This is a genomic window from Pseudomonas sp. AU12215 (assembly GCF_001675465.2).
GTDB classification, from domain to species: domain Bacteria; phylum Pseudomonadota; class Gammaproteobacteria; order Pseudomonadales; family Pseudomonadaceae; genus Pseudomonas; species Pseudomonas nitroreducens.
Window position 1 is genome coordinate 13,043 of sequence record NZ_MACM02000165.1, and the last position, 22,473, is coordinate 35,515.

General features: G+C 64.3%; 20 protein-coding genes and 5 tRNA genes. 8 read left to right on the top strand and 17 right to left on the bottom strand.

What is annotated here, in order from left to right; translation table 11 throughout:
- Positions 1-101: 101 nt before the first annotated feature.
- From A9513_RS26485 to A9513_RS26495, 3 genes are read left to right on the top strand one after another with little or no spacing between them, the layout of a single operon-like run.
- On the top strand, positions 102-1,214 hold the full coding sequence (locus tag A9513_RS26485) for an FAD-binding oxidoreductase (protein ID WP_024766908.1): 1,113 nt from the start codon (positions 102-104) through the stop codon (positions 1,212-1,214).
- Between the two features lie 20 nt (positions 1,215-1,234).
- The gene (locus A9513_RS26490) at positions 1,235-1,609 is read left to right on the top strand and encodes a RidA family protein (RefSeq protein WP_024766907.1); all 375 of its coding nucleotides are present in this window, start codon (positions 1,235-1,237) and stop codon (positions 1,607-1,609) included.
- 59 nt (positions 1,610-1,668) lie between these two features.
- Positions 1,669-2,730 (top strand): membrane protein, encoded by a 1,062-nt coding sequence (locus A9513_RS26495; protein ID WP_024766906.1) that lies wholly within the window; start codon positions 1,669-1,671, stop codon positions 2,728-2,730.
- Positions 2,731-2,814: 84 nt separating this feature from the next.
- Here A9513_RS26495 and A9513_RS26500 read toward each other — a convergent pair whose 3' ends face one another.
- Complete coding sequence (locus A9513_RS26500; RefSeq protein ID WP_024766905.1) at positions 2,815-3,261, bottom strand: Hsp20 family protein; 447 nt, start codon at positions 3,259-3,261, stop codon at positions 2,815-2,817.
- Between the two features lie 147 nt (positions 3,262-3,408).
- Between A9513_RS26500 and A9513_RS26505 the strand changes: the two genes are divergently transcribed.
- On the top strand, positions 3,409-4,155 hold the full coding sequence (locus tag A9513_RS26505; RefSeq protein ID WP_065086055.1) for an SDR family oxidoreductase: 747 nt from the start codon (positions 3,409-3,411) through the stop codon (positions 4,153-4,155).
- Between the two features lie 39 nt (positions 4,156-4,194).
- Here A9513_RS26505 and A9513_RS26510 read toward each other — a convergent pair whose 3' ends face one another.
- From A9513_RS26510 to A9513_RS26560, 11 genes are all read right to left on the bottom strand, one after another.
- Positions 4,195-5,154: a tRNA-dihydrouridine synthase gene (locus A9513_RS26510; RefSeq protein WP_037014614.1), complete on the bottom strand. Its 960-nt coding sequence runs from the start codon at positions 5,152-5,154 to the stop codon at positions 4,195-4,197.
- Positions 5,155-5,230: 76 nt separating this feature from the next.
- A complete protein-coding gene (locus A9513_RS26515; protein WP_024766902.1) occupies positions 5,231-5,686 on the bottom strand; it encodes a thioesterase family protein in 456 nt (151 codons plus the stop codon).
- Positions 5,683-6,333: a bifunctional 4-hydroxy-2-oxoglutarate aldolase/2-dehydro-3-deoxy-phosphogluconate aldolase gene (locus A9513_RS26520; protein WP_024766901.1), complete on the bottom strand. Its 651-nt coding sequence runs from the start codon at positions 6,331-6,333 to the stop codon at positions 5,683-5,685. Before A9513_RS26520 ends, A9513_RS26515 begins: the two co-directional genes overlap by 4 nt.
- A 167-nt stretch (positions 6,334-6,500) precedes the next feature.
- Positions 6,501-7,340, bottom strand: a complete 840-nt coding sequence (locus A9513_RS26525; RefSeq protein ID WP_065086056.1) for an alpha/beta fold hydrolase — start codon at positions 7,338-7,340, stop codon at positions 6,501-6,503.
- Between the two features lie 14 nt (positions 7,341-7,354).
- Complete coding sequence (locus A9513_RS26530; RefSeq protein ID WP_065086057.1) at positions 7,355-7,894, bottom strand: TetR/AcrR family transcriptional regulator; 540 nt, start codon at positions 7,892-7,894, stop codon at positions 7,355-7,357.
- A 166-nt stretch (positions 7,895-8,060) separates the two neighbouring features.
- A tRNA-Glu gene (locus A9513_RS26535) sits at positions 8,061-8,136 on the bottom strand.
- A 58-nt stretch (positions 8,137-8,194) separates the two neighbouring features.
- Positions 8,195-8,270, bottom strand: a tRNA-Ala gene (locus A9513_RS26540).
- A 44-nt stretch (positions 8,271-8,314) separates the two neighbouring features.
- Positions 8,315-8,390, bottom strand: a tRNA-Glu gene (locus A9513_RS26545).
- 52 nt (positions 8,391-8,442) lie between these two features.
- Positions 8,443-8,518: transfer RNA gene (locus A9513_RS26550), tRNA-Ala, on the bottom strand.
- Between the two features lie 280 nt (positions 8,519-8,798).
- Entirely contained in the window at positions 8,799-10,283 is a 1,485-nt protein-coding gene (gene gltX, locus A9513_RS26555; RefSeq protein WP_024767344.1) for a glutamate--tRNA ligase, read from the bottom strand.
- 61 nt (positions 10,284-10,344) lie between these two features.
- A complete protein-coding gene (locus A9513_RS26560; RefSeq protein ID WP_024767345.1) occupies positions 10,345-11,265 on the bottom strand; it encodes a LysR family transcriptional regulator in 921 nt (306 codons plus the stop codon).
- Between the two features lie 109 nt (positions 11,266-11,374).
- Here A9513_RS26560 and A9513_RS26565 point away from each other — a divergent pair, with 109 nt between their 5' ends.
- Together A9513_RS26565 and A9513_RS26570 are read left to right on the top strand one after the other, a co-directional pair.
- A complete protein-coding gene (locus A9513_RS26565; RefSeq protein ID WP_024767346.1) occupies positions 11,375-12,409 on the top strand; it encodes an HlyD family secretion protein in 1,035 nt (344 codons plus the stop codon).
- A gap of 49 nt (positions 12,410-12,458) precedes the next feature.
- A complete protein-coding gene (locus A9513_RS26570) occupies positions 12,459-13,958 on the top strand; it encodes an MDR family MFS transporter (RefSeq protein WP_089285740.1) in 1,500 nt (499 codons plus the stop codon).
- A gap of 112 nt (positions 13,959-14,070) precedes the next feature.
- On the opposite strand, the gene uvrB is transcribed toward A9513_RS26570, so the two are convergent.
- Positions 14,071-16,086 carry an excinuclease ABC subunit UvrB gene (uvrB, locus tag A9513_RS26575; protein ID WP_065086058.1) on the bottom strand — a complete coding sequence of 672 codons (2,016 nt, stop codon included), beginning with the start codon at positions 16,084-16,086 and terminating at the stop codon, positions 14,071-14,073.
- Positions 16,087-16,270: 184 nt separating this feature from the next.
- On the opposite strand from uvrB, the gene A9513_RS26580 reads away from it, so the two are divergent.
- Entirely contained in the window at positions 16,271-17,467 is a 1,197-nt protein-coding gene (locus A9513_RS26580; RefSeq protein WP_024767348.1) for an amino acid aminotransferase, read from the top strand.
- Between the two features lie 69 nt (positions 17,468-17,536).
- A tRNA-Asn gene (locus A9513_RS26585) sits at positions 17,537-17,612 on the top strand.
- A gap of 249 nt (positions 17,613-17,861) precedes the next feature.
- On the opposite strand, the gene A9513_RS26590 is transcribed toward A9513_RS26585, so the two are convergent.
- The 4 genes from A9513_RS26590 to A9513_RS26605 form a co-directional block, all read right to left on the bottom strand.
- Positions 17,862-18,209, bottom strand: coding sequence for a ComEA family DNA-binding protein (locus A9513_RS26590; RefSeq protein ID WP_024765976.1), 348 nt, complete (start codon positions 18,207-18,209; stop codon positions 17,862-17,864).
- A gap of 196 nt (positions 18,210-18,405) precedes the next feature.
- Positions 18,406-20,394, bottom strand: a complete 1,989-nt coding sequence (locus A9513_RS26595) for a nucleoside-diphosphate sugar epimerase/dehydratase (RefSeq protein WP_037007446.1) — start codon at positions 20,392-20,394, stop codon at positions 18,406-18,408.
- A 70-nt stretch (positions 20,395-20,464) separates the two neighbouring features.
- Positions 20,465-21,490 carry a glycosyltransferase family 4 protein gene (locus tag A9513_RS26600; protein WP_065086059.1) on the bottom strand — a complete coding sequence of 342 codons (1,026 nt, stop codon included), beginning with the start codon at positions 21,488-21,490 and terminating at the stop codon, positions 20,465-20,467.
- Positions 21,487-22,449 carry an SDR family oxidoreductase gene (locus A9513_RS26605; protein ID WP_065086060.1) on the bottom strand — a complete coding sequence of 321 codons (963 nt, stop codon included), beginning with the start codon at positions 22,447-22,449 and terminating at the stop codon, positions 21,487-21,489. Before A9513_RS26605 ends, A9513_RS26600 begins: the two co-directional genes overlap by 4 nt.
- Positions 22,450-22,473: the final 24 nt, after the last annotated feature.

A 22,473-nucleotide genomic window follows, 5' to 3' on the forward strand; every position in this document is an offset into this window, starting at 1 on the left:
GTGAGGGGGCCGACGAAAGTTTACCGGGCCTTGCCTTTGTCGCAAAAATTCTCATATCTTAGATTTCTCACATAAGAGAAATCACTCAGAAGGCCCTTGCAGTGAGCCATTTCGATTTCGTCATCATCGGCGCCGGCATTGCCGGAGCCTCCCTCGCCTACCGCCTGAGCGAGACGCACAAGGTGCTGGTACTGGAACGCGAAGAACAGCCCGGCTACCACGCCACCGGGCGTTCGGCCGCCATGTTCATGGAGGCCTACGGCACGCCGCAGATCCAGGCGCTGACCCGTGCCAGCCGCGCCTTCTACGAGCATCCGCCGGCCGGTTTCAGCGAGCACCCGATCCTCACCCCGCGCGGCTGTCTGTACGTCGGCGGCCCCGAGCACATCGAGTTGCTGAACCAGGCCGAAGCTACGCCCGGCGTGGAGCGCATCAGCACCGAAGAGGCCCTGGAGCGCCTTCCCTGCCTTCGCGCGGACGCGATCATCGGTGCGCTCTACGAGCCCGACGCCCGCGATCTCGACGTACACGCCCTGCACCAGGGCTATCTGCGCGCGCTGCGCCAGCGCGGTGGCGAGCTGCGCTGCAACCGTGAGCTGCTGTCGGCTGACTATGCGGATGGCGCGTGGACGCTCGAACTCAGCCAGGCCGAAACCGTCCACGCCACGCAACTGGTCAATGCCGCCGGCGCGTGGGCCGACCATGTGGCCGAGCGCTCAGGCATCCGCCCAATCGGCCTGCAACCCTGCCGCCGTACCGCCTTCACCTTCCCGGCGCCCGACGGCGCGGACATCAGCCAGTGGCCGACGGTGATCGGCATCGACGAAAGCTTCTACTTCAAGCCCGATGCCGGCCAATTGCTCGGCTCCCCCGCCAACGCCGACCCGGTGGAAGCGCAGGACGTGCAGCCCGAGGAACTCGATATCGCCCTGGGCGTGTACCACATCGAGGAGCACACCACCCTGGCGATCCGTCGGCCGAACCATAGCTGGGCCGGCCTGCGCTCCTTCGTCGCCGACGGCGATCTGGTGATTGGTGCGGATGCACAGAACCCGGCGTTCTTCTGGCTGGCCGCCCAGGGCGGCTACGGCATCCAGTCCGCCGACGGCGTTTCGCGCCTGGCCCAATCGCTGCTGCTCGGCCAGCCGCTCCCCGAATCCCTGCGCCAGGAAGGCGTCGATCCCCAGCGCCTGGACCCGGCGCGCCTGCGTTGAATTCCCCCGGAGACTTACCCATGAGCGATATCCAGCGTTACCCCAGCAGCCTGCCCTTCCCCTTCTCCCGCGCGGTGAAAGCCGGCGGCTTCCTGTTCCTCTCCGGACAGGTGCCGATGACCGCAGACGGTCAGGTGGTGAAAGGCGACATCCAGACCCAGACCGAGGCAGTGATGACCCGCATCGCCGAGAGCCTGGAAGCCTGCGGCGCGAACTTCTCCCAGGTGGTGAAGGCCACCGTGTGGCTGTCGGACATGTCCCACTTCGCCGGATTCAACGAAGTCTACAAGCGCTACTTCGACCAGGGCCTGCCGGTGCGTTCCTGCGTGGCGTCCGCCCTGGCACTGGGCGTGGACGTCGAGGTGGAAATCCAGGCCTACGTCGGCCAGGCGTAAGCCCTTTTGAGGTCCGGCGCTGAGCCGGGCCGCCCCATAACAACAACAGAGTCTCGATCATGAAAACCAGTCTCAAGCTCGGCGGTGCGTACATCGGCCTGGTGGTGGGCGTCGGCTTCGCCTCGGGCCAGGAGATCCTCCAGTTCTTCGGCGGCTTCGGCATCATGGGCCTGGCCGGCGGCCTGGTGGCGCTGGCGCTGTTCGCCTTCCTGCTGATGAACCTCTACCAGATCGGCAGCCGCCTGCAGACCCAGTCGCACAAGGAAGCCATGGAGTTCATCTGTGGCAAGCCGCTGGGCCGTGTCGTCGACCTGATGCTGACCTTCTTCCTGTTCGGCACCATGGTGGTCATGTTCGCCGGGGCGAACTCGTCCTTCGAGCAGCAACTGGGCATCGGTCATTCCATCGGCGGGATCGTCCTCGGCGTGCTGACCATCATCACCGTGTGCATGGGCCTGAAGCGGGTGATCACCCTGATGAGCCTGATCACCCCGGTACTGATGATCATCGTCGCAATCATCGCCATCTACGCGCTGACACACATCCAGAAGCCGCTGGCGGAGCTGGAGCAGATCGCCCTCGCCGTGCCGCACCCGGCGCCCAACTGGCTGCTCGGCGCGTTGCTCTACGTCTCCTACAACGTCGCCGCCACCGCGGCCGCCGTGGTGGTGATGGGGGGCAGCGTGGCGAACCTGCGCACTGCCGCGCTGGGCGGCGTGTTCGGTGGTATCGGCGTCGGCGTGCTGATCCTCGCCATGGCGCTGGTCATGCTGGTGCAGATCGACGTGATCGGCGGCAGCGCCATTCCCACCCTGCTGCTGAGCAACAACATCGCCCCCTGGTTCGGCGACGTGATGCTCGCCCTGCTGCTGGTGAAGCTGTATTGCACCACCAGCGGTTTCGCCTACACCCTGGCCGCGCGCTGCGCTGCCTACGGCGTGCCCTTCCGCGTGGCGACCGTGGTCGCGGTGGTGCTCGCCTTCATCGCCAGCCAGGTCGGCTTCGTCAGGTTGGTGGGGCTGGTCTACCCGGCCATGGGTTACCTGGGCTTCGTGCTGATGGCAGCCATCGTCATCGCCTGGTGGCGCAATCGCTCGGCGCCGCTGGAGCAAAATGCCTGATCGAGGCACGAACGAAAACGCCCGTCTCTGTCGAGACGGGCGTTTTGCTTTGCGGCTACGAACCGGCTAGCGCCGGGGCGTTGCTCAGCCTTCGATGGCCGGGCGCTGGCCGTTGATGGCAATCCGCTTGGGCTTGGCTTCTTCCGGAACGATACGCACCAGCTCGACGCTGAGCAGGCCGTTCTTCAGCGACGCGCCCTGGACCTCGATATGGTCGGCGAGGCGGAACGACAGCTTGAAGGCGCGCTGGGCAATGCCCTGGTGCAGGTAGGTGACGCTCTCGGAAGCCTTTTCGCGCTTGCCACCGTTGACGGTCAGCACACCGCGCTCCACTTGCAGCTCCAGGTCTTCCTCCTGCAGGCCGGCAGCGGCGATGACGATACGGTACTGGTCGTCACCATGCTTCTCGACGTTGTAGGGCGGGTAGGAACTGCCGCTTTCACTGCGCAGGGCGGATTCGAACAGATCGTTGAAACGATCGAAACCGACGGACTGGCGGAACAGCGGGGCGAGGGAAAGGACGTTGCTCATTGCGAATCTCCTGAAAATTTCAGCAAGGTATGATCGGGAGCCTGTCTTCAGAACTCCGGTGCGGGACCCGTCTTCGGCCTCCCGCAGGAACATAGATTGGGCTGCTCGAATCCATTTCAAGCCCCCTTTGCCACAGGACGATTTTCCATGGACAAGGTCATGCTGATCACCGGCGCCAGTCGCGGCATCGGCGCCGCCACCGCCCTGCTCGCCGCCGCGCGCGGCTATGCCGTGGCGATCAATTATCGTCGCGAACGCGAGGCCGCCGAGGCGCTGGTGACACAAATCACAGGGGCTGGCGGCAAGGCACGCGCCTTCGCCGCCGACGTGGCGAACGAGAGCGATGTGCTGCAACTGTTCCGAGAAGTGGACGAAGCCTTCGGCCGCCTCGACGTGCTGGTGAACAACGCCGGCATCCTCGAGCGCCAGATGCGCCTGGAAGACATGGACGTGGCGCGCCTGCAGCGGGTATTCGCGGTGAATGTCACCGGCACTTTCCTCTGCTGCCGCGAGGCGATCAAACGCATGGCGCGCAAGCACGGCGGCAACGGTGGCAGCATCGTCAACGTATCGTCCATGGCCTCGCGCCTGGGCTCGCCCAACGAGTACATCGACTACGCCGCCGCCAAGGGCGCCGTGGACAGCCTGACCATCGGCCTGGCCAAGGAAGTGGCGGCAGAAGGCATCCGCGTGAATGCCGTGCGGCCTGGGCTGATCAAGACCGAAATCCATGCCAGTGGCGGCGAACCCGGGCGTGTGGAGCGCCTGCAAGCGGCGATTCCGCTGGGACGTGGCGGTGAGGCTGAGGAAGTGGCGCGGGCGATCCTGTTCCTCGCCTCGGACGAGTCCAGTTACAGCACCGGCAGCTTCGTCGACGTCAGCGGCGGCCGCTGATTCGGTGTAATCGTGGCGCTCGCTCCTGCGAAGAGCAGATCAGGCGGCCGCTTCGATCTCGACCTGCAGCATCCGATCCAGCACGTCGCAATCGTGCTCGCGGCGTACCTGGGCGAATAGCTCCACGGCCTCGGGATAACTGCGGGTAAGCATCCCCAGCCACTGCTTCAGGCGCCCGGGCGCATAGCGCGGTGCCAGCTTGCGCCGGGCCTGGCGCCAGAAGTCGTCGAGCAGCACGCGCACTTCCGACCAGGGCATCGGCACCACCTCGCGGCCGTCACGCCACGCGGCGATCTGCCGGGCCAGATCGGGGCGCGAAACCAGCCCGCGGCCGAGCATGATGTCCGCCACGCCGCTGATGGAACGGCAGCGATGGTAATCCTCGAGCGTCCAGACTTCGCCATTGGCGAACACCGGCACCTTCACCGCATCCGCTACTTTCGCCACCCACTCCCAATGCGCGGGCGGCTTGTAACCATCGGCCTTGGTCCGGGCGTGCACCACCACATGGGCGGAACCGGCGTCGGCCAGGGCGCGGGCGCAATCGATGGCGCCGTCCGGGCTGTCGTAGCCCAGGCGCATCTTCGAGGTCACCGGAATGTGCGCAGGCACCGCGCGGCGCACGGCCTCGATGATGCTGAACATCAGCTCGGGCTCCTTGAGCAGCACCGCACCGCCACGGGAGCGGTTCACTGTCTTGGCCGGGCAGCCGAAATTCAGGTCGATCACCGGCGCACCCAGTTCGCAGGCCTGCACGGCGTTCTCCGCCAGCAGTTGCGGGTCGGAGCCGAGCAGTTGCACACGCATCGGCACGCCGGCGCGCGTCTTGCTGCCGTGCGCCAGTTCCGGGGCGAGCGCCAGGAAGGACGACGGCGGCAGCAGTCGGTCATTGATGCGGATGAATTCGGTGACGCACCAGTCGATGCCGCCGACGCGGGTCAGCACATCGCGGAGGATGTCATCTACCAGCCCCTCCATCGGGGCCAGGGCGATCTGCACGGGGGAATCTCGGGCTATGGCGAAGGCCGCGGATTGTAGGGAATGCGCCGCGCCGGGAAAAGCGCGGCGCGACGGATCACGCGCCAGCGGCCAGGGTGTCCGGGGAGAGCAGAGCGCGGCCGTAACCTTCGATGAACTCCGCTGGCATGCGCTTGGGTTTGCCGGTGGATAGCTCGATGCAGACGAAGGTGGTCTGCGCGCGCAGCAGGGTCAGGGCGTCCGCCGGGCGCACCAACTGGAAATAGCGGGTCATCTTCAGGCGCTGGTCCGACTCGACGATCCAGGTCGCCAACTGCAACTGATCACCTTCGTAGGCGGCGGCCAGGTAGTCCACTTCGTGGCGGACCACGGCCATGGCGCGGTCCAGCCGGCGATACTCGGCCAGGTCCAGCCCGAGTTTCTGCGAATGCCGCCAGGCGCAGCGCTCCAGCCAGCTGACGTACACCGCGTTATTGGCGTGGCCGAGACCGTCGATGTCCTCGGACTTGACCTCGATATCGATGACGAACGGATCGGGTAACCGCCAACTCATGAAGCATGCTCCAGGCTTGCAGCCAGCGCGCGCGCCTCGCTGGCCAATTGGGTGATCTGATCCCAGGCGCGGGCGCGTACCAGGCTGGGCGGTGCGATCCAGGTGCCTCCGACGCAGGCGACATTGGGCAGCCGCAACACGTTGAGCAGGTTTTCCTGGGTAATCCCGCCGGTCGGGCAGAAGCGGATGCCGGCGAAGGGTGCCTTGAGGCTCTTGAGCATCTTGATCGCGGCATTGCCGTCGGCGGGGAAGAGCTTCAGCGAGCGATATCCGTACTCCAGCGCCACCAGCACCTCGGAGGGCGTCATCACGCCCGGCAGGAACGGCAGCTTCGCATCGTCGGCGGCGGCTACCAGGCGCGGCGTGCAACCGGGGCTGACGGCGAACTGGGCGCCGGCATCGCGGGCTTCCTGGAATTGCTCGGTGTGGATCAGGGTGCCGGCACCGACGATCATCTCCGGAAGCTCGCGGCGGATCTCCGCGACCGCATCCAGCGCCTGCGGCGTGCGCAGGGTCACTTCCAGCACCCGCACACCCCCGTCATACAGTGCACGGGCCAGGTCGGCGGCCAGCGCCACATCGTCGATCACCAGCACCGGCATGACAGGGCGTGCCTTCTGCAGTACCCAATCCAGCGACAGATTCATGCATTCCCCCCATCGACCACCCGCGTACGCAAGACCTCGCGCCCAGGCCGGGGCGGCCGGAAATGCCCGAAAGTCTACGCCAGCGCGCCGGGCCTGACGACCCGCAAGGGGCCATCACGAAACGAAAACGGCGGCCTGTAGCCGCCGTCATCACCAGGGTGAATGACTCAGGAAACCAGGGCCAGGGGCAGCGGCTCCTCGACCGCTTCCAGCAACTCGAGGATCGCGTCGATAACGGCTGCGTCCGCCATCACCCGGTGATGTCCGCCAGCGGGCAGGCGCAGCAGCCGGCTTTGCGGCCAGGCTTCATGGATGGCCGCAGCCTCGCTCACGCGCACGTAGCGGTCATCCTCGGCGTGAACCACCAGGCCAGGAAAGTCCAGCTGATAGCGCGCCACATCCAGTTGTCTGGCGGCAATCCCCGCGCGGCTTTCGATCATCCGGATGAAGCGCGAGCGCGCTACCGGCGGCAAGCCGACGACGCTGGAGAAACCCCGCAGGACGCCGAGCACATTGCTGGGCGCACCGATGGTGACCAGCGTTTCGGTACGCAAGCCCATCTGGGTGGCCAGCAAGGCGCTGGCGCCGCCCATGGAATGGCCGATCACGGCGCGCAGCGGAGGCAGCTCGCCAGCCGCCTCAAGGAGCGCACGGGCGAACAGCACGATATCCGCTTCCCGACCGGGCGAGCGCCCATGCCCCGGTCCGTCCAGGGCGATCACGCCATAACCGGCCCCCGCCAGATTCTCGATCAGCGTGGCGAACTGGGTCGGCCGCCCTTCCCAACCGTGCATCAGCAACACAGCCGGCCCTTCTCCCCAGCGCAACGCGGACAAACCAAAGCGCAGGGTCACGCGCTCCGAGCTGGCCAGCAGCGGCAGCTCCCAGTCACGCGGCGCATGTTCATTAGGCGTCACGAACAGCTCACGCATGCGCCCCGCCGCCCATTGCGGCGCCACGCGCCCCAGGGTGGCATTGATGCCTCGAACCCAGCTCAGGCTATTCATTTTTTCGCACCTCCTCAGACCACCGCTTTCTTCGCGGCACGCAGGACGCGATCGGACAGGTCGCCGTCGCCCAGGGCCCGTGCCAGCGCCAAGCCACCAATCATCAGGGCCATGTCGCTGAGCACCGTGTCGACCTCTTCAGGACGTCCGGCCAAAGCCGCGACCATCAATTCCACGTGCTCTTCCAGGGTCTGGCGGAAAGCTTCCGGCAGGTTGGCCACCTCGTTGAGCGAACTGGGAATCGGGCAACCCTCCTCCTCGGTATCGCGATGCTTGCGCGACAGGTAGAACTGCGCCGTCAGCGCGCGGCGCTCGGCGAAGCTCAACTTCGGATCGAAGCGCTTGAGCCCTTCGCGACGCTTGGCAAGCAGTTCGCGGAAGGCTTCCAGCATCAGCGCATCCTTGCTCTCGAAGTGCGAATAGAAACCGCCCACCGTCAGCCCCGCCGCCGACATCACCTCGCCCACGCTCGGGCCGACCGGGCCACGCTGCAGCAGCGCGCTGGTGGCGGCAGAGAGGATGCGTTCGCGGGTCTGGGCTTTCTTGTCGCTCATGGCGGGCCTCCGGCTGAAATATTATGGATAGAATATTATTCACATAATAAAAATCGGCAAGCAGAAGTTGCGACCGCCGGTCGGGAGAAATCTTTCAGAGAGGGATAAAAACAAAAGGGCCACTGAAAGTCTCAGTGGCCCTATAGGCATCGCAGAGCGATAAAAATGGCGTCCCCTAGGGGACTCGAACCCCTGTTACCGCCGTGAAAGGGCGGTGTCCTAGGCCACTAGACGAAGGGGACATATCCTTCGAAGAAACCCACCAGGCGGTGGATTCTGGCTTCATCCCGTATGGGAATTTGGTGGAGCTAGACGGGATCGAACCGTCGACCTCTTGCATGCCATGCAAGCGCTCTCCCAGCTGAGCTATAGCCCCAGATGACTCTGGCTGACGACGCGAACGCATCGTCGCTGGAATAGTGGCGTCCCCTAGGGGACTCGAACCCCTGTTACCGCCGTGAAAGGGCGGTGTCCTAGGCCACTAGACGAAGGGGACGCAAAACCTTCGATTTCAGCTCCGCTCGGACAAACGAAGCTTACTGGTAATTTGGTGGAGCTAGACGGGATCGAACCGTCGACCTCTTGCATGCCATGCAAGCGCTCTCCCAGCTGAGCTATAGCCCCAAAGTACCGCTGGATCTACCGTTCCGCTTCGCTCTGTCAGTTCAGTTCGTCGCTGGAACGGGGCGCATCTTAGGGGCGAGGCGAACCCCTGTCAACAACATTTTTTCAGATTTCTTATTTTTTTCTCCCACAGAACAATCACTTAAGTGACCACCGCGGTTTCCGGCCGGCGAAATCCGCGGCTCGCCTGCCCTCCCCCGGTACGTCCGCAATCAACGACGCCGGTGTGAAAAAGGCCGGAGCTTTGCAGCGTCCGGCCTTTTTCAGTGGAGGAAAGAACTCAGGAGCCGATGGCGTCGCGAATCTTTTCCCACTCCTTGGCTTCTTTCTTCGACGCACCACCCAGCAGTTCCAGGGCCTGGCGCAGGCGATAGCGCGACAGGTCGGCACCGAGTATTTCCATGGCGTCGAGCACCGACACCGAACTGGCCTGACCGGTGATGGCCGGGAACATCAGCGGCATCACGTCACGCAGCTTGAGACCCAGGTGTTCGGCCACCGCCTGGATGGTCGCGGTGATGCGATCCTTTTCCCACTGGCGCAGCGCTTCGAGCTTCCACAGGACCAGTTGCAGCACCTGGCGAACCTGGGTGGCATCGAGTTTCTTGTGCTCGAACAGCTTGGCGTCCAGCGGCACGCCGCCGCTGAAGAAGAAACCGGCCAGCGGAGCGATCTGGCTGAAGTTCTCCACGCGGCCTTGCACGTGCGGGGCGATCTTCATCAGGTACTCGGGGTTGAGCGCCCACTTCTGCACTTCCTTCGCGAAGTCCTCGACGGACAGCTCGCGGATCCACTGGCCGTTCAGCCAGGAGAGCTTCTCGATATCGAAGATCGGCCCGCCCAGCGACACGCGGGACAGGTCGAAATGCTCGATCATCTCCGCCAGGCTGAATTTCTCGCGCTCGTCAGGCATGGACCAGCCCATGCGGCCGAGGTAGTTCAGCAGCGCCTGGGGCAGCAGGCCCATGCGCTCGTAGAAGGTGATGGAGGTAGGATTCTTGCGCTTGGACAGCTTGCTCTTGTCCGGGTTGCGCAGCAGCGGCATGTAGCACAGCACCGGCTGTTCCCAGCCGAAGTACTCGTAGAGCTTGATCAGCTTGGGCGCCGAAGGCAGCCACTCTTCGCCGCGCAGGACGTGGGTGATGCCCATCAGGTGGTCGTCGACCACGTTGGCGAGGAAGTACGTGGGCAGGCCGTCGGCCTTCATCAGCACCTGCATGTCCATGCGGTCCCACGGGATTTCCACGTCGCCACGGAGCATGTCCGGCACCACGCAGACGCCCTCGGTCGGCACCTTCATGCGCACCACGTGGGACTCACCGGCGGCGATGCGCTTGGCCGATTCCTCTTTCGGGATGTGCATGCAATGGCCGTCGTAGCGCGGGGTTTCCTTGCGCGCCTGCTGCTCGGCACGCAGCGCGTCGAGGCGCTCGGAGGAGCAGAAGCAGGGGAAGGCGTGGCCCTTGTCGACCAGCTCGTCGCTGTACTGCTTATAGATGGCGCCGCGCTCGCTCTGCCGATACGGGCCGTGCGGGCCGCCGACGTCCGGGCCCTCATCCCACTCGATACCCAGCCAGCGCAGTGCGTCGAAGATCTGCTGTTCCGACTCGCGGGTCGAACGCACCTGGTCGGTGTCCTCGATACGCAGGATGAACTGACCGCCGTGCTGGCGGGCGAAGCAGAGGTTGAACAGCGCGATATACGCGGTGCCGACGTGCGGGTCACCGGTGGGAGACGGCGCGATACGGGTGCGGACTGTGGTCATGAAGGCTCTCGTGTGCAGCAATTCTTCGTGTGAAGCGGACAGCGCGCGACGGCGCACGCGCTCATGGGTGCGATGGTATCAGGCGGGCCGCCTTCGGCTCCAGCCAGCGACCGGGATCGATGGGCAGGTTGTTGATCAGGAAGTCGAGGAAGGCCTTCACCTTCATCGCCTGGAAGCGCCGCGACGGGTACACCGCGTACAACTCGCCCACCGGCAGCTGGATCTGCGGTAGCACCCGAACCAGACGCCCGCTGGCCAGCTCCTCGTCGACGATGAGTTCCGGCAGCGAGGCGATTCCCGCCCCCGCCAGCACGGTTTCGCGGGCGAAGGTGATGTTGTTGCAGGACAGCACCCGGTGGCACGGCACGGTTTCCCCACGCAGTGGCCAATAGCGCTGGGAGTCCGCCTGCAACAGCACGGCGCGGTGGCCGGCGAGCTCCTCGACGGTCTCGGGGCGGCCGTGCAGCTCCAGGTAATCCGGGCTGGCGCACAGGCAGCGGTTGGTGGTGAGCATGCGCCGGGCGATCAGCGTCGAGTCTTCCGGCTGGCCGACCATGATGACGATGTCCACGCCCTCCTCCAGCGGATCGACGTTGCGCGAGGTCAGCTCGACCTCGGCGGTGATCTGTGGATAAAGGTTCATGAAATCGCCCAGCACCTTGGCCAGGTACATCTGGCCGAACTCGATGGGCGCGGTGATTCGCAACAATCCCGAAGGGGCCTGCTGCAACTGCATCACCGCCTGCTCGGCCTCGGCGAAGTCGTGCATGATCTGCCGGCAGCGGTCGTAGTAGGCCTGGCCCACCTCGGTCAGGCGCAGCTTGCGGGTGGTGCGGTTGATCAGGCGCACGCCCAGGCGCTCTTCCAGCAGCGCGATACGCCGGCTCACCGTCGACTTCTGCATGCCCAGGCTGTGCGCGGCCTGGGTGAAACTGTGCAGCTCCACGACGCGGGTGAAGATCAGCGCATCATCCAGCCCCATGATTGTTCCCTATAAGCAACAAAGTTTCCGAAGTGTAGCGGCTACGTGCTGCCACGGAACACTGTTACATTGGCAAACATTTTTTGGCCAACCAAACGCTCGTTTACCTATGCCCGCACAATTACAACGCCGCCTGACCGTGTTCTTCGTCATCCTCGCCGTGGTCGCCCTCGCCTTCCTGGCGCGCTGGTACTTCATCGGCCGCTTCGTCGAGACCACCGACAACGCCTACGTGCAGGGCGAGATCACCCGCATTGCCAGCCAGCTCGGCGCCCGCGTCGACGAGGTACTGGTGCAGGACAACCAGCACGTGGAGAAAGGTCAGTTGCTGGTGAAGCTGGAAGCTGCTGATTTCCAGCTCGCCCTGGACCGCGCCAAGGCCACCCTGGCCACCCGCGAGGCAGAGCTGGAGCAGGCGCGCAGCAAGCTCAAGGGCCAGACCAGCATGATCGCCGCCAGCGCGGCCGACGTGAACGCCAGCCAGGCCACCCTCGGCCGCACCGAAGTCGATCTCGGCCGCGCCCAGGCGCTGCGCAAGCCCGGCTACGTGTCGGAAGAACGCGTCACCACCCTGGCCGCCGACTCCAACGTCGCCCGCTCCCAGGTGGCCAAGGCCCAGGCCGACCTGCAGGCCCAGCGCGTACAGCGCGAAACCCTGGGCACCGATGTCCAGCGCCTGCAGGCGCAGATCGAAAGCGCCCGCGCCGACATCACCCAAGCCGAGATCAACCTCGCCCGCACCGAAATCCACGCGCCGGTCAGCGGCCTGGTCGGCCAGCGCGGCGCCCGTGTCGGCCAGTACGTGCAGGTTGGCAGCCAGTTGCTGTCGCTGGTGCCGGACGACGGCATCTGGGTCCAGGCCAACTTCAAGGAAACCCAGATCGGCAAGATGCGCCCCGGCCAGACCGCCAGGCTGGTGTTCGACTCCTTCCCCGACCAGCCCATCGAAGGCCAGGTACAGAGCCTGTTCGCCGCCTCCGGCGCGCAGTTCAGCCTGCTGCCGCCGGACAACGCCACCGGCAACTTCACCAAGGTGGTGCAGCGCATTCCGGTCAAGATCACCTTCGCCGACGACAACCCGCTGAAGGGCCTGATCCGCCCAGGCATGTCCGTCGAGGCCGAGGTCGAGCTGCGTGTCCGCTGATGCCCTGGTGCGGCCAGTCGGGGAGCCGACCCGCCGCGACTGGATCGCCGTGTTCAGCGCCATGCTCGGCGCGTTCATGGCGGTCCTCGACATCCAGATCACCAACTCCTCGCTGAAGGATATCCAGGGAGCGCTGGCCGCCACCCTGGAAGAAGGCTCGTGGATTTCCACCTCCTACCTGGTGGCGGAAATCATCATGATCCCGCTCACTGCCTGGCTGGTGCAGTTGCTCTCGGCGCGCCGGCTGGCGTGGATGATCTCGGTCGGCTTCCTGTTCTCCTCGCTGCTCTGCTCGTTCGCCTGGAACCTGGAGAGCATGATCGTGTTCCGCGCCATGCAGGGCTTCACCGGCGGCGCGCTGATCCCGCTGGCCTTTACCCTGGCGCTGATCAAGCTGCCGGAACACCACCGTCCCAAGGGCATGGCGCTGTTCGCCATCACCGCTACCTTCGCGCCCTCCATCGGGCCAACCCTGGGCGGCTGGCTGACTGAGAACTTCGGCTGGGAGTACATCTTCTACATCAACATCCCGCCGGGCCTGTTGATGATCGCCGGCCTGCTCTACGGCCTGGAGAAGAAGCCGCCGCACTGGGAGCTGCTGAAAAGCACCGACTACGCCGGCATCGTCACCATGGCCATCGGCCTGGGCTGCCTGCAGGTGTTCCTGGAAGAAGGCCACCGCAAGGACTGGCTGGAATCGAACCTGATCGTCAGCTTGGGCAGCATTGCCCTGGTCAGCCTGATTCTGTTCGTGATTCTGCAGACCTCGCGGCCCAACCCGCTGATCAACCTGGGCATCCTGCGCAACCGCAACTTCGGCCTGTCGAGTATTTCCAGCATCGGCCTGGGGATGGGGCTGTACGGATCGATCTACGTGCTACCGCTGTATCTCGCGCAGATCCAGGGCTACAACGCCATGCAGATCGGCGAGGTGATCATGTGGATGGGCGTGCCGCAGCTGTTCCTCATCCCGCTGATCCCCAAGCTGATGAAGATCATCGAGCCGCGCCTGCTCTGTGCCATGGGCTTCGGCCTGTTCGGCATGGCGAGCTTCTTCTCCGGCGTGCTCAACCCGGACTTCGCCGGCCCGCAGTTCAATCAGATCCAGCTGTTGCGCGCCCTTGGCCAGCCGATGGTGATGGTCACCATCTCGCTGATCGCCACCGTCTATCTGCAACCGCAGGACGCCGGTTCGGCCTCCAGCCTGTTCAACATCCTGCGCAACCTCGGCGGCGCCATCGGCATCGCGCTGCTGGCAACCCTGCTGGATAGCCGCGCCAAGGTCTATTACGACTACCTGCGTGAAGCGGTGGTGCCGGTGAACGGTGCAGTGGACGAGCGCCTGGCGCAGCTGACCTCGCAACTGGGAACGCAGCAGGCGGCGCTGGGCAAGATCAGCGAGATCGTCCACCAGCAGGCGGCGATCATGGCCTACAACGATGCCTTCCATGCCATTGGCATTGTGCTGGCAGTCAGCATGGTGGCGGTGTTGCTGACGCGCCCGCTGCCGGCGGGCGTGGGTTCTGGAGCTGCGGCCGGGGCGCACTGAGTCCCAAGCCTCGCAAAATTCTGTAGGAGCGAGCTTGCTCGCGAAAGCTCAATCAGCCGGCCACACCGGCATCAGGCAGTTCGCGAGCAAGCTCGCTCCTACAAAGAGTCGATCAGCCCATCGACACGATGCGGTCGCGCAACTTGCCGATCTCGTCGCGCACGCCAGCGGCGGCCTCGAACTCCAGGTCGCGGGCCAGTTGGTACATGCGCTCTTCCAGCTGCTTGATGCGCTTGCCGATCTCCTCCGGCGTACGCGGCTCGTTGTCGTAGCGGCCGCTCTCCTCCGCGACTTTCGCCAGGCTGCGGCGCTTGCCCTTGGCGCCCGGCACCACGGCACCTTCGAGGATGTCCTTGATATCCTTGGTGACGCCCTTGGGCACGATGCCGTGCGCTTCGTTGAAGGCCACCTGCTTGGTGCGGCGGCGCTCGGTCTCGTTGATCGCCCGCTGCATCGAGCCGGTGATGTTGTCGGCGTAGAGGATCGCCTTGCCGTGCAGGTTCCGCGCGGCGCGGCCGATGGTCTGGATCAGCGAGCGCTCGGAACGCAGGAAGCCCTCCTTGTCCGCATCAAGGATGGCCACCAGCGCCACTTCCGGCATGTCCAGCCCCTCACGCAGCAGGTTGATGCCCACCAGTACGTCGAACTTGCCCAGGCGCAGGTCGCGGATGATTTCCACCCGCTCCACGGTGTCGATGTCCGAGTGCAGGTAGCGCACGCGCACGTCGTGGTCGCCCAGGTAGTCGGTCAGATCCTCGGCCATGCGCTTGGTCAGGGTGGTGACCAGTACGCGCTGATCCAGTGCCACACGCTTGCCGATCTCAGAGAGCAGGTCGTCCACCTGGGTGGTCGCCGGGCGGATTTCCACCTCCGGGTCGACCAGTCCGGTGGGGCGCACCACCTGCTCGATCACACGACCAGCGTGCTGTTCTTCATACGGGCCGGGCGTCGCCGAAACGAAGATGGTCTGCGGGCTGATCGCCTCCCACTCCTCGAAGCGCAGCGGCCGGTTGTCCAGCGCCGATGGCAGGCGGAAGCCGTATTCCACCAGGGTTTCCTTGCGCGAGCGGTCGCCCTTGTACATGGCGCCGACCTGGGGAACGCTGACGTGGGACTCGTCGATCACCAGCAGGGCGTTATCAGGCAGATAGTCATAAAGAGTCGGCGGCGGCTCGCCAGGACCACGCCCGGAGAGGTAGCGCGAGTAGTTCTCGATACCGTTGCAGTAGCCCAGTTCGAGGATCATCTCCAGATCAAAGCGCGTGCGCTGCTCCAGGCGCTGGGCTTCCACCAGCTTGTTGTTGGTGCGCAGGTATTCCAGGCGCACCTTCAGTTCGGCCTTGATCTGCTCCACCGCCTCCAGCAGCGTCTCCCGCGGGGTCACGTAGTGGCTCTTGGGGTAGAAGGTGAAGCGCGGCAGCTTGGTGAGCACTTCGCCGGTCAATGGGTCGAAGGCGGCGATGTTCTCCACTTCGTCGTCGAACAGCTCGACGCGGATGGCCTCCAGGTCCGACTCCGCCGGGAAGATATCGATCACGTCGCCGCGCACGCGGAAGGTCGCGCGGGCGAAATCCATGTCGTTGCGGGTGTACTGCAGGCTGGTCAGGCGGCGCAACAGCTCGCGCTGATCCATCTTGTCGCCGCGATCCAGGTGCAGGACCATCTTCAGGTAGGACGCCGGGTCGCCCAGGCCATAGATCGACGACACGGTGCAGACGATGATCGCGTCCTCGCGCTCCAGCAGCGCCTTGGTCGCCGACAGCCGCATCTGCTCGATGTGGTCGTTGATCGAGGAATCCTTCTCGATGTAGGTGTCCGAGGACGGCACATAGGCCTCGGGCTGGTAATAGTCGTAGTAGGAGACGAAGTACTCCACCGCGTTGTTCGGGAAGAAGGTCTTGAACTCGCCGTACAACTGCGCGGCCAGGGTCTTGTTCGGCGCCAGCACCATGGTCGGGCGCTGTACCTGGGAAATGACGTTGGCGATGCTGAAGGTCTTGCCGGAGCCGGTCACCCCCAACAGCGTCTGGTGCGACAGGCCCGCTTCCAGCCCCTCAACCATCTGTCGGATGGCTTCTGGCTGATCGCCAGCGGGCTTGAAGCGCGAATCCAGCTGGAATAACGACATGGGAACCTCGCTTTGACGTGTGACGCTTCGGTCGCCAAAGCGTCATACCAGTCGAAAAGCATGCGCGACAACTCGCCGCCTGCCATAGAGGCCTATATAATACCGGCCCGTCGACGCAACCCCCAGCGCCGTGAGCGGGCGGGTTGCAATTGCACTTCACTCCCGCCTTAGAGCTGCTGCCAAAATGAGTCTGTTCTCCGCTGTCGAAATGGCCCCCCGCGACCCGATCCTGGGCCTGAACGAAGCTTTCAACGCCGATACCCGTCCGGGCAAGATCAACCTGGGCGTGGGCGTGTATTACAACGAGGAAGGTCGCCTCCCGTTGCTGCGCGCCGTCCAGGCCGCGGAGAAGGCCCGCATCGAAGCCCACGCTCCGCGCGGCTACCTGCCGATCGAAGGCATCGCCGCCTACGATTCGGGCGTGCAGAAGCTGCTGTTCGGCGCTGATTCCGAGCTGCTGGCCGAAGGCCGCGTGGTCACCACCCAGGCCGTCGGCGGCACCGGCGCGCTGAAAACCGGCGCCGACTTCCTCAAGCGCCTGCTGCCCAACGCCACCGTCGCCATCAGCGACCCGAGCTGGGAAAACCACCGCGCCCTCTTCGAAGCCGCCGGCTTCCCGGTGCAGAACTACCGTTACTACGACGCCGCCACCCACGGCGTGAACCGTGCCGGCCTGCTGGAAGACCTCAACGCCCTGCCCTCGCAATCCATTGTCGTTCTGCACGCCTGCTGCCACAACCCGACCGGCGTCGACCTGACCCTGGACGACTGGAAGCAGGTGCTGGACGTGCTCAAGGCCAAGGGCCACGTGCCGTTCCTCGACATCGCCTACCAGGGCTTCGGTGACGGCATCGACGAAGACGCCGCCGCTGTACGCCTGTTCGCCCAGTCGGGCCTGAACTTCTTCGTCTCCAGTTCCTTCTCCAAGTCGTTTTCGCTGTACGGTGAGCGCGTTGGTGCCCTGTCGGTCGTGACCGATAGTCGTGAGGAATCCGCCCGCGTCCTGTCCCAGGTCAAGCGCGTGATCCGCACCAACTACTCCAACCCGCCGACCCACGGCGCCAGCGTCGTCGCTTCCGTCCTGAACAGCCCGGAGCTGCGTGCGGTATGGGAAGAAGAACTGGGTGAGATGCGCACCCGCATTCGTGCCATGCGCGAAGCCATGGTCGCCCAACTGGCAGCCCAGGGCGCCAAGCGCGACTTCGGCTTCGTTGCCCAGCAGCGCGGCATGTTCTCCTACTCCGGCCTGACCGCCGAGCAGGTTGAACGCCTGAAGAACGAATTCGGCATCTACGCCGTCGGCACCGGCCGCATCTGCGTGGCCGCGCTGAACAACGGCAACCTGGACACCGTCACCCGCGCCATCGTCCAGGTGCTGTAAAAAATTAAGGGGAAGTCATCGCCTGATTGTTGACTTCCCCTTCTTAATCAGTAAGATACGCACCGTTGTTCCGCGATAGCTCAGTCGGTAGAGCAAATGACTGTTAATCATTGGGTCCCTGGTTCGAGTCCAGGTCGCGGAGCCAAATTCGAAGCCCTCGGCACATGCCGGGGGCTTTTTTATTGGGCCTCCGGACTCTCTCCAGGCACTGAGTCCCAGGTGGTGCCCCCTTCGGAGCCGCGCTGAGGCGCGTTCGGCTGACGCCGTCGAGTCCAGGTCGCGGAGCCCAAATTCGGAGCCCTCGGCACATGTCGGGGCTTTTTCTTTGGACTCGAAAAAGTCCTCAATGAAAAAGCCGGTCGACGACCGGCTTTTTCATTCCAACTGGCAAAGCTCAGAGCGAAATCTTGTCGCGATTCTTGTCCAGCGTACCCTTGCCGATGCCCTTCACTTCCAGCAATTGATCGACCGTGGTGAACGGCCCGTTGGTTGTGCGGTAGTCAACGATGGCCTGTGCTTTCACCTTGCCGATGCCTTTCAGGGAATGCTGCAACTCTTCAGCCGATGCAGTGTTGATATTCACGGCCGCCACCTGGGCAATAGGCGCCTTCTCGGCCGAAACTGTGGTTTCGGCTGAGGGTTTTACGGCCGGAGCCCCATTGGTGGCTGCCAGAGCGGCTCCACCGAACGAGAGGCCCGCCAACAGAATCAGACTTGTAACGGAAAGCAGACTCTTCTTCATGGATCGTTCCTTGATGCAACAGGTTTCGAGGCAGGCGCGATTGCGCTGCCTGGAAAACATATCGCCAGGAACACCGGTGAAAACGCCTGTTTAGAGAGTCGGCGGCAGATTCCGGCGCCGCCGACAGTTCACCAAGAAAGGACTGACATGACTCGCAGACGCAGCAGCGGCGCTGTCTGCTAGGTAGCCCACCGACTCAGGGCTCCATTCGCCGCTGCTGATGGATCAGGTCGACGATCTCGCCCTCGGGGCAATAGCCGCTGACGGTTTCCCGCAGTAGTTGCCGCACACGTGCGTAATTGCCCTGCTCTACCGCCTTGAGCAGATCAGCCAGGACGAGCTTGAAGCCCTCCCAGTGCATCAGCTCCTCGTTGGCCTTCATGATCATGGGATGCTCGGTGGCGCTGACGTTGTCGCCGATCAGCAACTCCTCGTAGAGCTTTTCGCCAGGCCGCAGGCCGCTGAACTCGATGGAAATGTCACCCTGGGGATTGCGCTCGGAGCGGACGCTCAGGCCGGACAGGTGGATCATCCGCTCGGCCAGCTCGAGAATCTTCACTGGCTGCCCCATGTCCAGCACGAAAACGTCGCCGCCGCGCCCCATGGAGCCCGCCTGGATCACCAACTGGGCCGCTTCCGGGATGGTCATGAAGTAGCGGGTGATGCCCGGATGGGTCACGGTAACCGGACCACCGCGCTTGATCTGCTCGCGGAACAGCGGAATGACCGAACCGGAGGAGCCCAGCACATTGCCGAAGCGAACCATGGTGAACCGGGTCTTGTTGACCTGGTGCACGCCGGACTTGTCGCCGAACAGCACCGGCGCGGACTCCTGGCTCAATGCCTGCAGAATCATCTCCGCCAGGCGCTTGGTGCTGCCCATCACATTGGTCGGGCGCACTGCCTTGTCGGTGGAAATCAGCACGAAGTGCTCGACGCCGGCCTGCACCGCCACCTGGGCGGTATGCAAGGTGCCCATCACATTGTTCAGGACGCCTTCGGAGATATTGTGCTCGACGATGGGCACATGCTTGTAGGCCGCGGCGTGATAGACCGTCGCGACCTTCCAGGTGCGCATGACATCGAGCAGGCGCTCAGCACTGCGCACGGAGCCGAGGATCGGCACCAGCTGCACCGCGAGGGACTCGCGCTTGACGCGGTTCTCCAGCTCCTGGTGCACCCGGTAGAGGTTGTATTCGCTGTGTTCGAACAGCACCAGCACGGTAGGCGACGAGCCCAGGATCTGTCGGCAAAGTTCGGAGCCGATGGAGCCGCCTGCGCCAGTGACCATCACCACTTCGCCGCGAAGACAGTGTTCGAACAGCTCCTTGCGCGGCTCGACCGGGTCACGCCCGAGCAGGTCGGCGATATCCACTTCCTGGATGTCGTCTACCCGCACCCGGCCGTTCGCCAGCTCGATGAATCCAGGCACGCTTCGCACGTGGACCGGGTAGGGCTCGAGCAAGCCGAGAATTTCGCGGCGGCGGGCGCGCGTCGCAGAGGGAATCGCCAACAGCACTTCCTGCACGCCGGTTTCGTCGATCATCTGCTGAATATGCTTGGGCTTGTAGACGCGCAGGCCAGCAATGATACGGTTGGCTATCTCGTCATCGTCATCGATGAAAGCGACCGGACGCATCGCGCGACCGAGACGCAAGGCGGCAACTAATTGGTTGCCGGCAGAGCCCGCGCCATAGACGGCAACCTTCGGCAAGCCGTCCTGTTGTTTGAGGAACGGGACCGCCTGCACGGTGCTGTACCAGTCCCCCATGAAATACTGGCGCATAGCCAGGCGTAGTCCGCCGATCATCAGCAGGCTCAGCCACCAGTAGTTCAGGACCAGCGAACGCGGAACCGCCTCGATTACCGAGCGGTTCCAGTAAACCACCAGCGACAACAGCAGCGCCGAGATGGTCACCGCCTTCCAGATCGCGATCAGCGCGTCGTTGCCGAGGTAGCGCATGACCGCGCGGTACATGCCGAAACGGATGAACAGCGGAATCGCCACCGCCGGGGCAGCAAAGAACAACCAGCCGTGCACGCGGAACGGGTACTCCAGATCGTCCGTACCCAGTCGCACGATGAACGCCAGCCACAGCGCAAACCACACCAGGCAAATATCGGTGGTGACCTGCAGTAACCGTTTGTTTCGTCTCGGAAGCCTCAGCAGGCGTTCTCGAAGCATCAGCGCTTGTCCTTATCCCGAGCAGAGGAAGTTTTCCACCCGCTACATTGACCACCCAATCCGGCGGAGTTCAGCTCACATCCTGTTCATCCGGACGACCTGCACCCAGATGAGCTACGACAAGCACCAATGGAGCATAGGCGACAATCAGCGCCAGCAAACCTGAAACATGCCCCAGCGCGACCAGCAGCGCCAGCGGCAGGAGCCAGAACACGTTGATCGCACTTACCGCCAGCGATACCCGCAGATGACTGCCGTAGCGTCGCGAAGCGCGTTGGTAGGCATGGCTGCGATGCGCTTCGTAGACGCGTTCGCCGCGCATCAGCCGATGAATCAGGGTGAACGTCGCGTCGACGATGAAAACGCCCAGGAGAATCAACCAGCTCCAGATCAGCGGCGGGGCCACCGAGGAGGCCTGCAGCGCCAGACCGCCGAGGATCAACCCGAGGAAACCACTGCCCGCATCGCCCATGAAAATTCGCGCGGGAGGGAAATTCCAGACCAGGAAGCCCGTCGCCGCCAGGCCCAGCAGCAACGGCAGCCAGACCTGCTCCACCGCCCCGAACGCCCAGCCGCAGAGGGCTCCACCCAAACAGACGCTGATGGCCTCCAGGCCGGCAATACCGTCGATGCCGTCCATGAAGTTGTACAGGTTGAGCAGCCAAACCAGGAACACCAGCCCCAGGAGGTCACCTGCCAGGCCCAGGTCCAGCGCGCCCCAGGGCAACGGCAACACGGGCACGCCACCCAGCCAGCAGAGCAGCCAGAGCGCCGCGACAAAATGCCCCAGAAGCCGCCAGCGTGCCGGAATATGGCGGTGATCGTCGAGGAAGCCAATGGCCGCAACCAGAGCGCCGGCCGGCAGCAGGGCCACCAGGCTGGCTCCGCCGACCATCCCGAGCACGGCCGCCAAGGGCAAGCCGCCGAGAAAACCCAGTACAATCGCAACACCACCACCGCGCGGCGTGGGAATCCGGTGCGAACTGCGGGCGTTCGGAATATCCATGATGCTGCGCGCCAGCGCGTAGCGACGAACACCCGCCGTCATGGCCCAGGACGCAATGAACACTGCCAGAAGCAGCAATGCCGCACTCATCTTCTCTGCTCCTGACCGTATCCCTGCACTGTTTCCAGCAGGGCCTGTTCGACGCTCACGGGGGGAGCCCAACCCAGCCGGCTGCGGGTTGCGGAAATATCCACCTGCAGGCATCCCAGCAGGCGCTGGATCTGTTGGCCTCGCCCGGCCAGCAGCCCCAGCAGGCGCAACAACCCCGCGGGAACCGGCAGAAGTCGAGGCTGCAAGCCCATGGCCCTGCTCAGGCCGCGACACAACTGGGCCGTGGACAGGTCTTCTCCATCACTGACCAGGAACACCTGCCCCGCCGCTGCGGGGTGGCGCGCGCACAGCACCAACAGGTCGACCAGATTATCCCGGGCCACCAGGCTACGGCGATTGTCGATGGAGCCGAAGGGCAGCGGCAGACGGCGCTGCAAGGCGCGCATCAGACTGGCGAAGTTGGCCTTGACCCCGGGGCCATAGACCAGTGGCGGGCGCACCACCACGACCTCCAGTCCCGTCTGCCGGGCAATCTCGAACAAGGCTCGCTCGGCCTCGAGCTTGGATTGACCGTAAGGGTCCTGCGGCTGCGGCTCGGCATCGGCCGTGAACGGCCGACCAGGCGTGGTTTCCTCGCCATTGACCTTGATCGAACTGACAAAGACAAAACGCCTCACGCCCGCCGCCGCAGCCTGCTGCGCCAGATGCCGGGTCGCCTCGACATTCACCGCGCGAAACTCGGCGAGTGGATCGGCAGCCAGCTCGTCCATGACGTGAACCCGGGCAGCGCAATGAATCACGGCATCGATCCCTTGCAGGGCCGGCGTCCAGGATTGCGCCACGCTCAACCCGTCGATGAGCGCCACCTCGACACCTTCCGGAAACTGCGCAACGGCGCCACGCTGGGCGACGCGAATCTGCACATCATCTTCCTGGCACAAGCGAGCCAGCACGCCTCGGCCGACAAAACCGCTCGCGCCCGTGAGTAGAACCTTCAATCCAGCACCTGCAGAACCTGACGC

Coding starts and splice junctions, on each gene's coding strand:
- A9513_RS26530 (WP_065086057.1), bottom strand. CDS start 7,894: ATGAGCGACAAGAAAGCCCAGACCCGCGAACGCATCCTCTCTGCCGCC.
- gltX (WP_024767344.1), bottom strand. CDS start 10,283: ATGACCACAGTCCGCACCCGTATCGCGCCGTCTCCCACCGGTGACCCG.
- A9513_RS26600 (WP_065086059.1), bottom strand. CDS start 21,490: ATGAGTGCGGCATTGCTGCTTCTGGCAGTGTTCATTGCGTCCTGGGCC.
- A9513_RS26495 (WP_024766906.1), top strand. CDS start 1,669: ATGAAAACCAGTCTCAAGCTCGGCGGTGCGTACATCGGCCTGGTGGTG.
- A9513_RS26505 (WP_065086055.1), top strand. CDS start 3,409: ATGGACAAGGTCATGCTGATCACCGGCGCCAGTCGCGGCATCGGCGCC.
- A9513_RS26580 (WP_024767348.1), top strand. CDS start 16,271: ATGAGTCTGTTCTCCGCTGTCGAAATGGCCCCCCGCGACCCGATCCTG.
- A9513_RS26565 (WP_024767346.1), top strand. CDS start 11,375: ATGCCCGCACAATTACAACGCCGCCTGACCGTGTTCTTCGTCATCCTC.
- A9513_RS26500 (WP_024766905.1), bottom strand. CDS start 3,261: ATGAGCAACGTCCTTTCCCTCGCCCCGCTGTTCCGCCAGTCCGTCGGT.
- A9513_RS26590 (WP_024765976.1), bottom strand. CDS start 18,209: ATGAAGAAGAGTCTGCTTTCCGTTACAAGTCTGATTCTGTTGGCGGGC.
- A9513_RS26525 (WP_065086056.1), bottom strand. CDS start 7,340: ATGAATAGCCTGAGCTGGGTTCGAGGCATCAATGCCACCCTGGGGCGC.
- uvrB (WP_065086058.1), bottom strand. CDS start 16,086: ATGTCGTTATTCCAGCTGGATTCGCGCTTCAAGCCCGCTGGCGATCAG.
- A9513_RS26560 (WP_024767345.1), bottom strand. CDS start 11,265: ATGGGGCTGGATGATGCGCTGATCTTCACCCGCGTCGTGGAGCTGCAC.
- A9513_RS26490 (WP_024766907.1), top strand. CDS start 1,235: ATGAGCGATATCCAGCGTTACCCCAGCAGCCTGCCCTTCCCCTTCTCC.
- A9513_RS26520 (WP_024766901.1), bottom strand. CDS start 6,333: ATGAATCTGTCGCTGGATTGGGTACTGCAGAAGGCACGCCCTGTCATG.
- A9513_RS26515 (WP_024766902.1), bottom strand. CDS start 5,686: ATGAGTTGGCGGTTACCCGATCCGTTCGTCATCGATATCGAGGTCAAG.
- A9513_RS26595 (WP_037007446.1), bottom strand. CDS start 20,394: ATGCTTCGAGAACGCCTGCTGAGGCTTCCGAGACGAAACAAACGGTTA.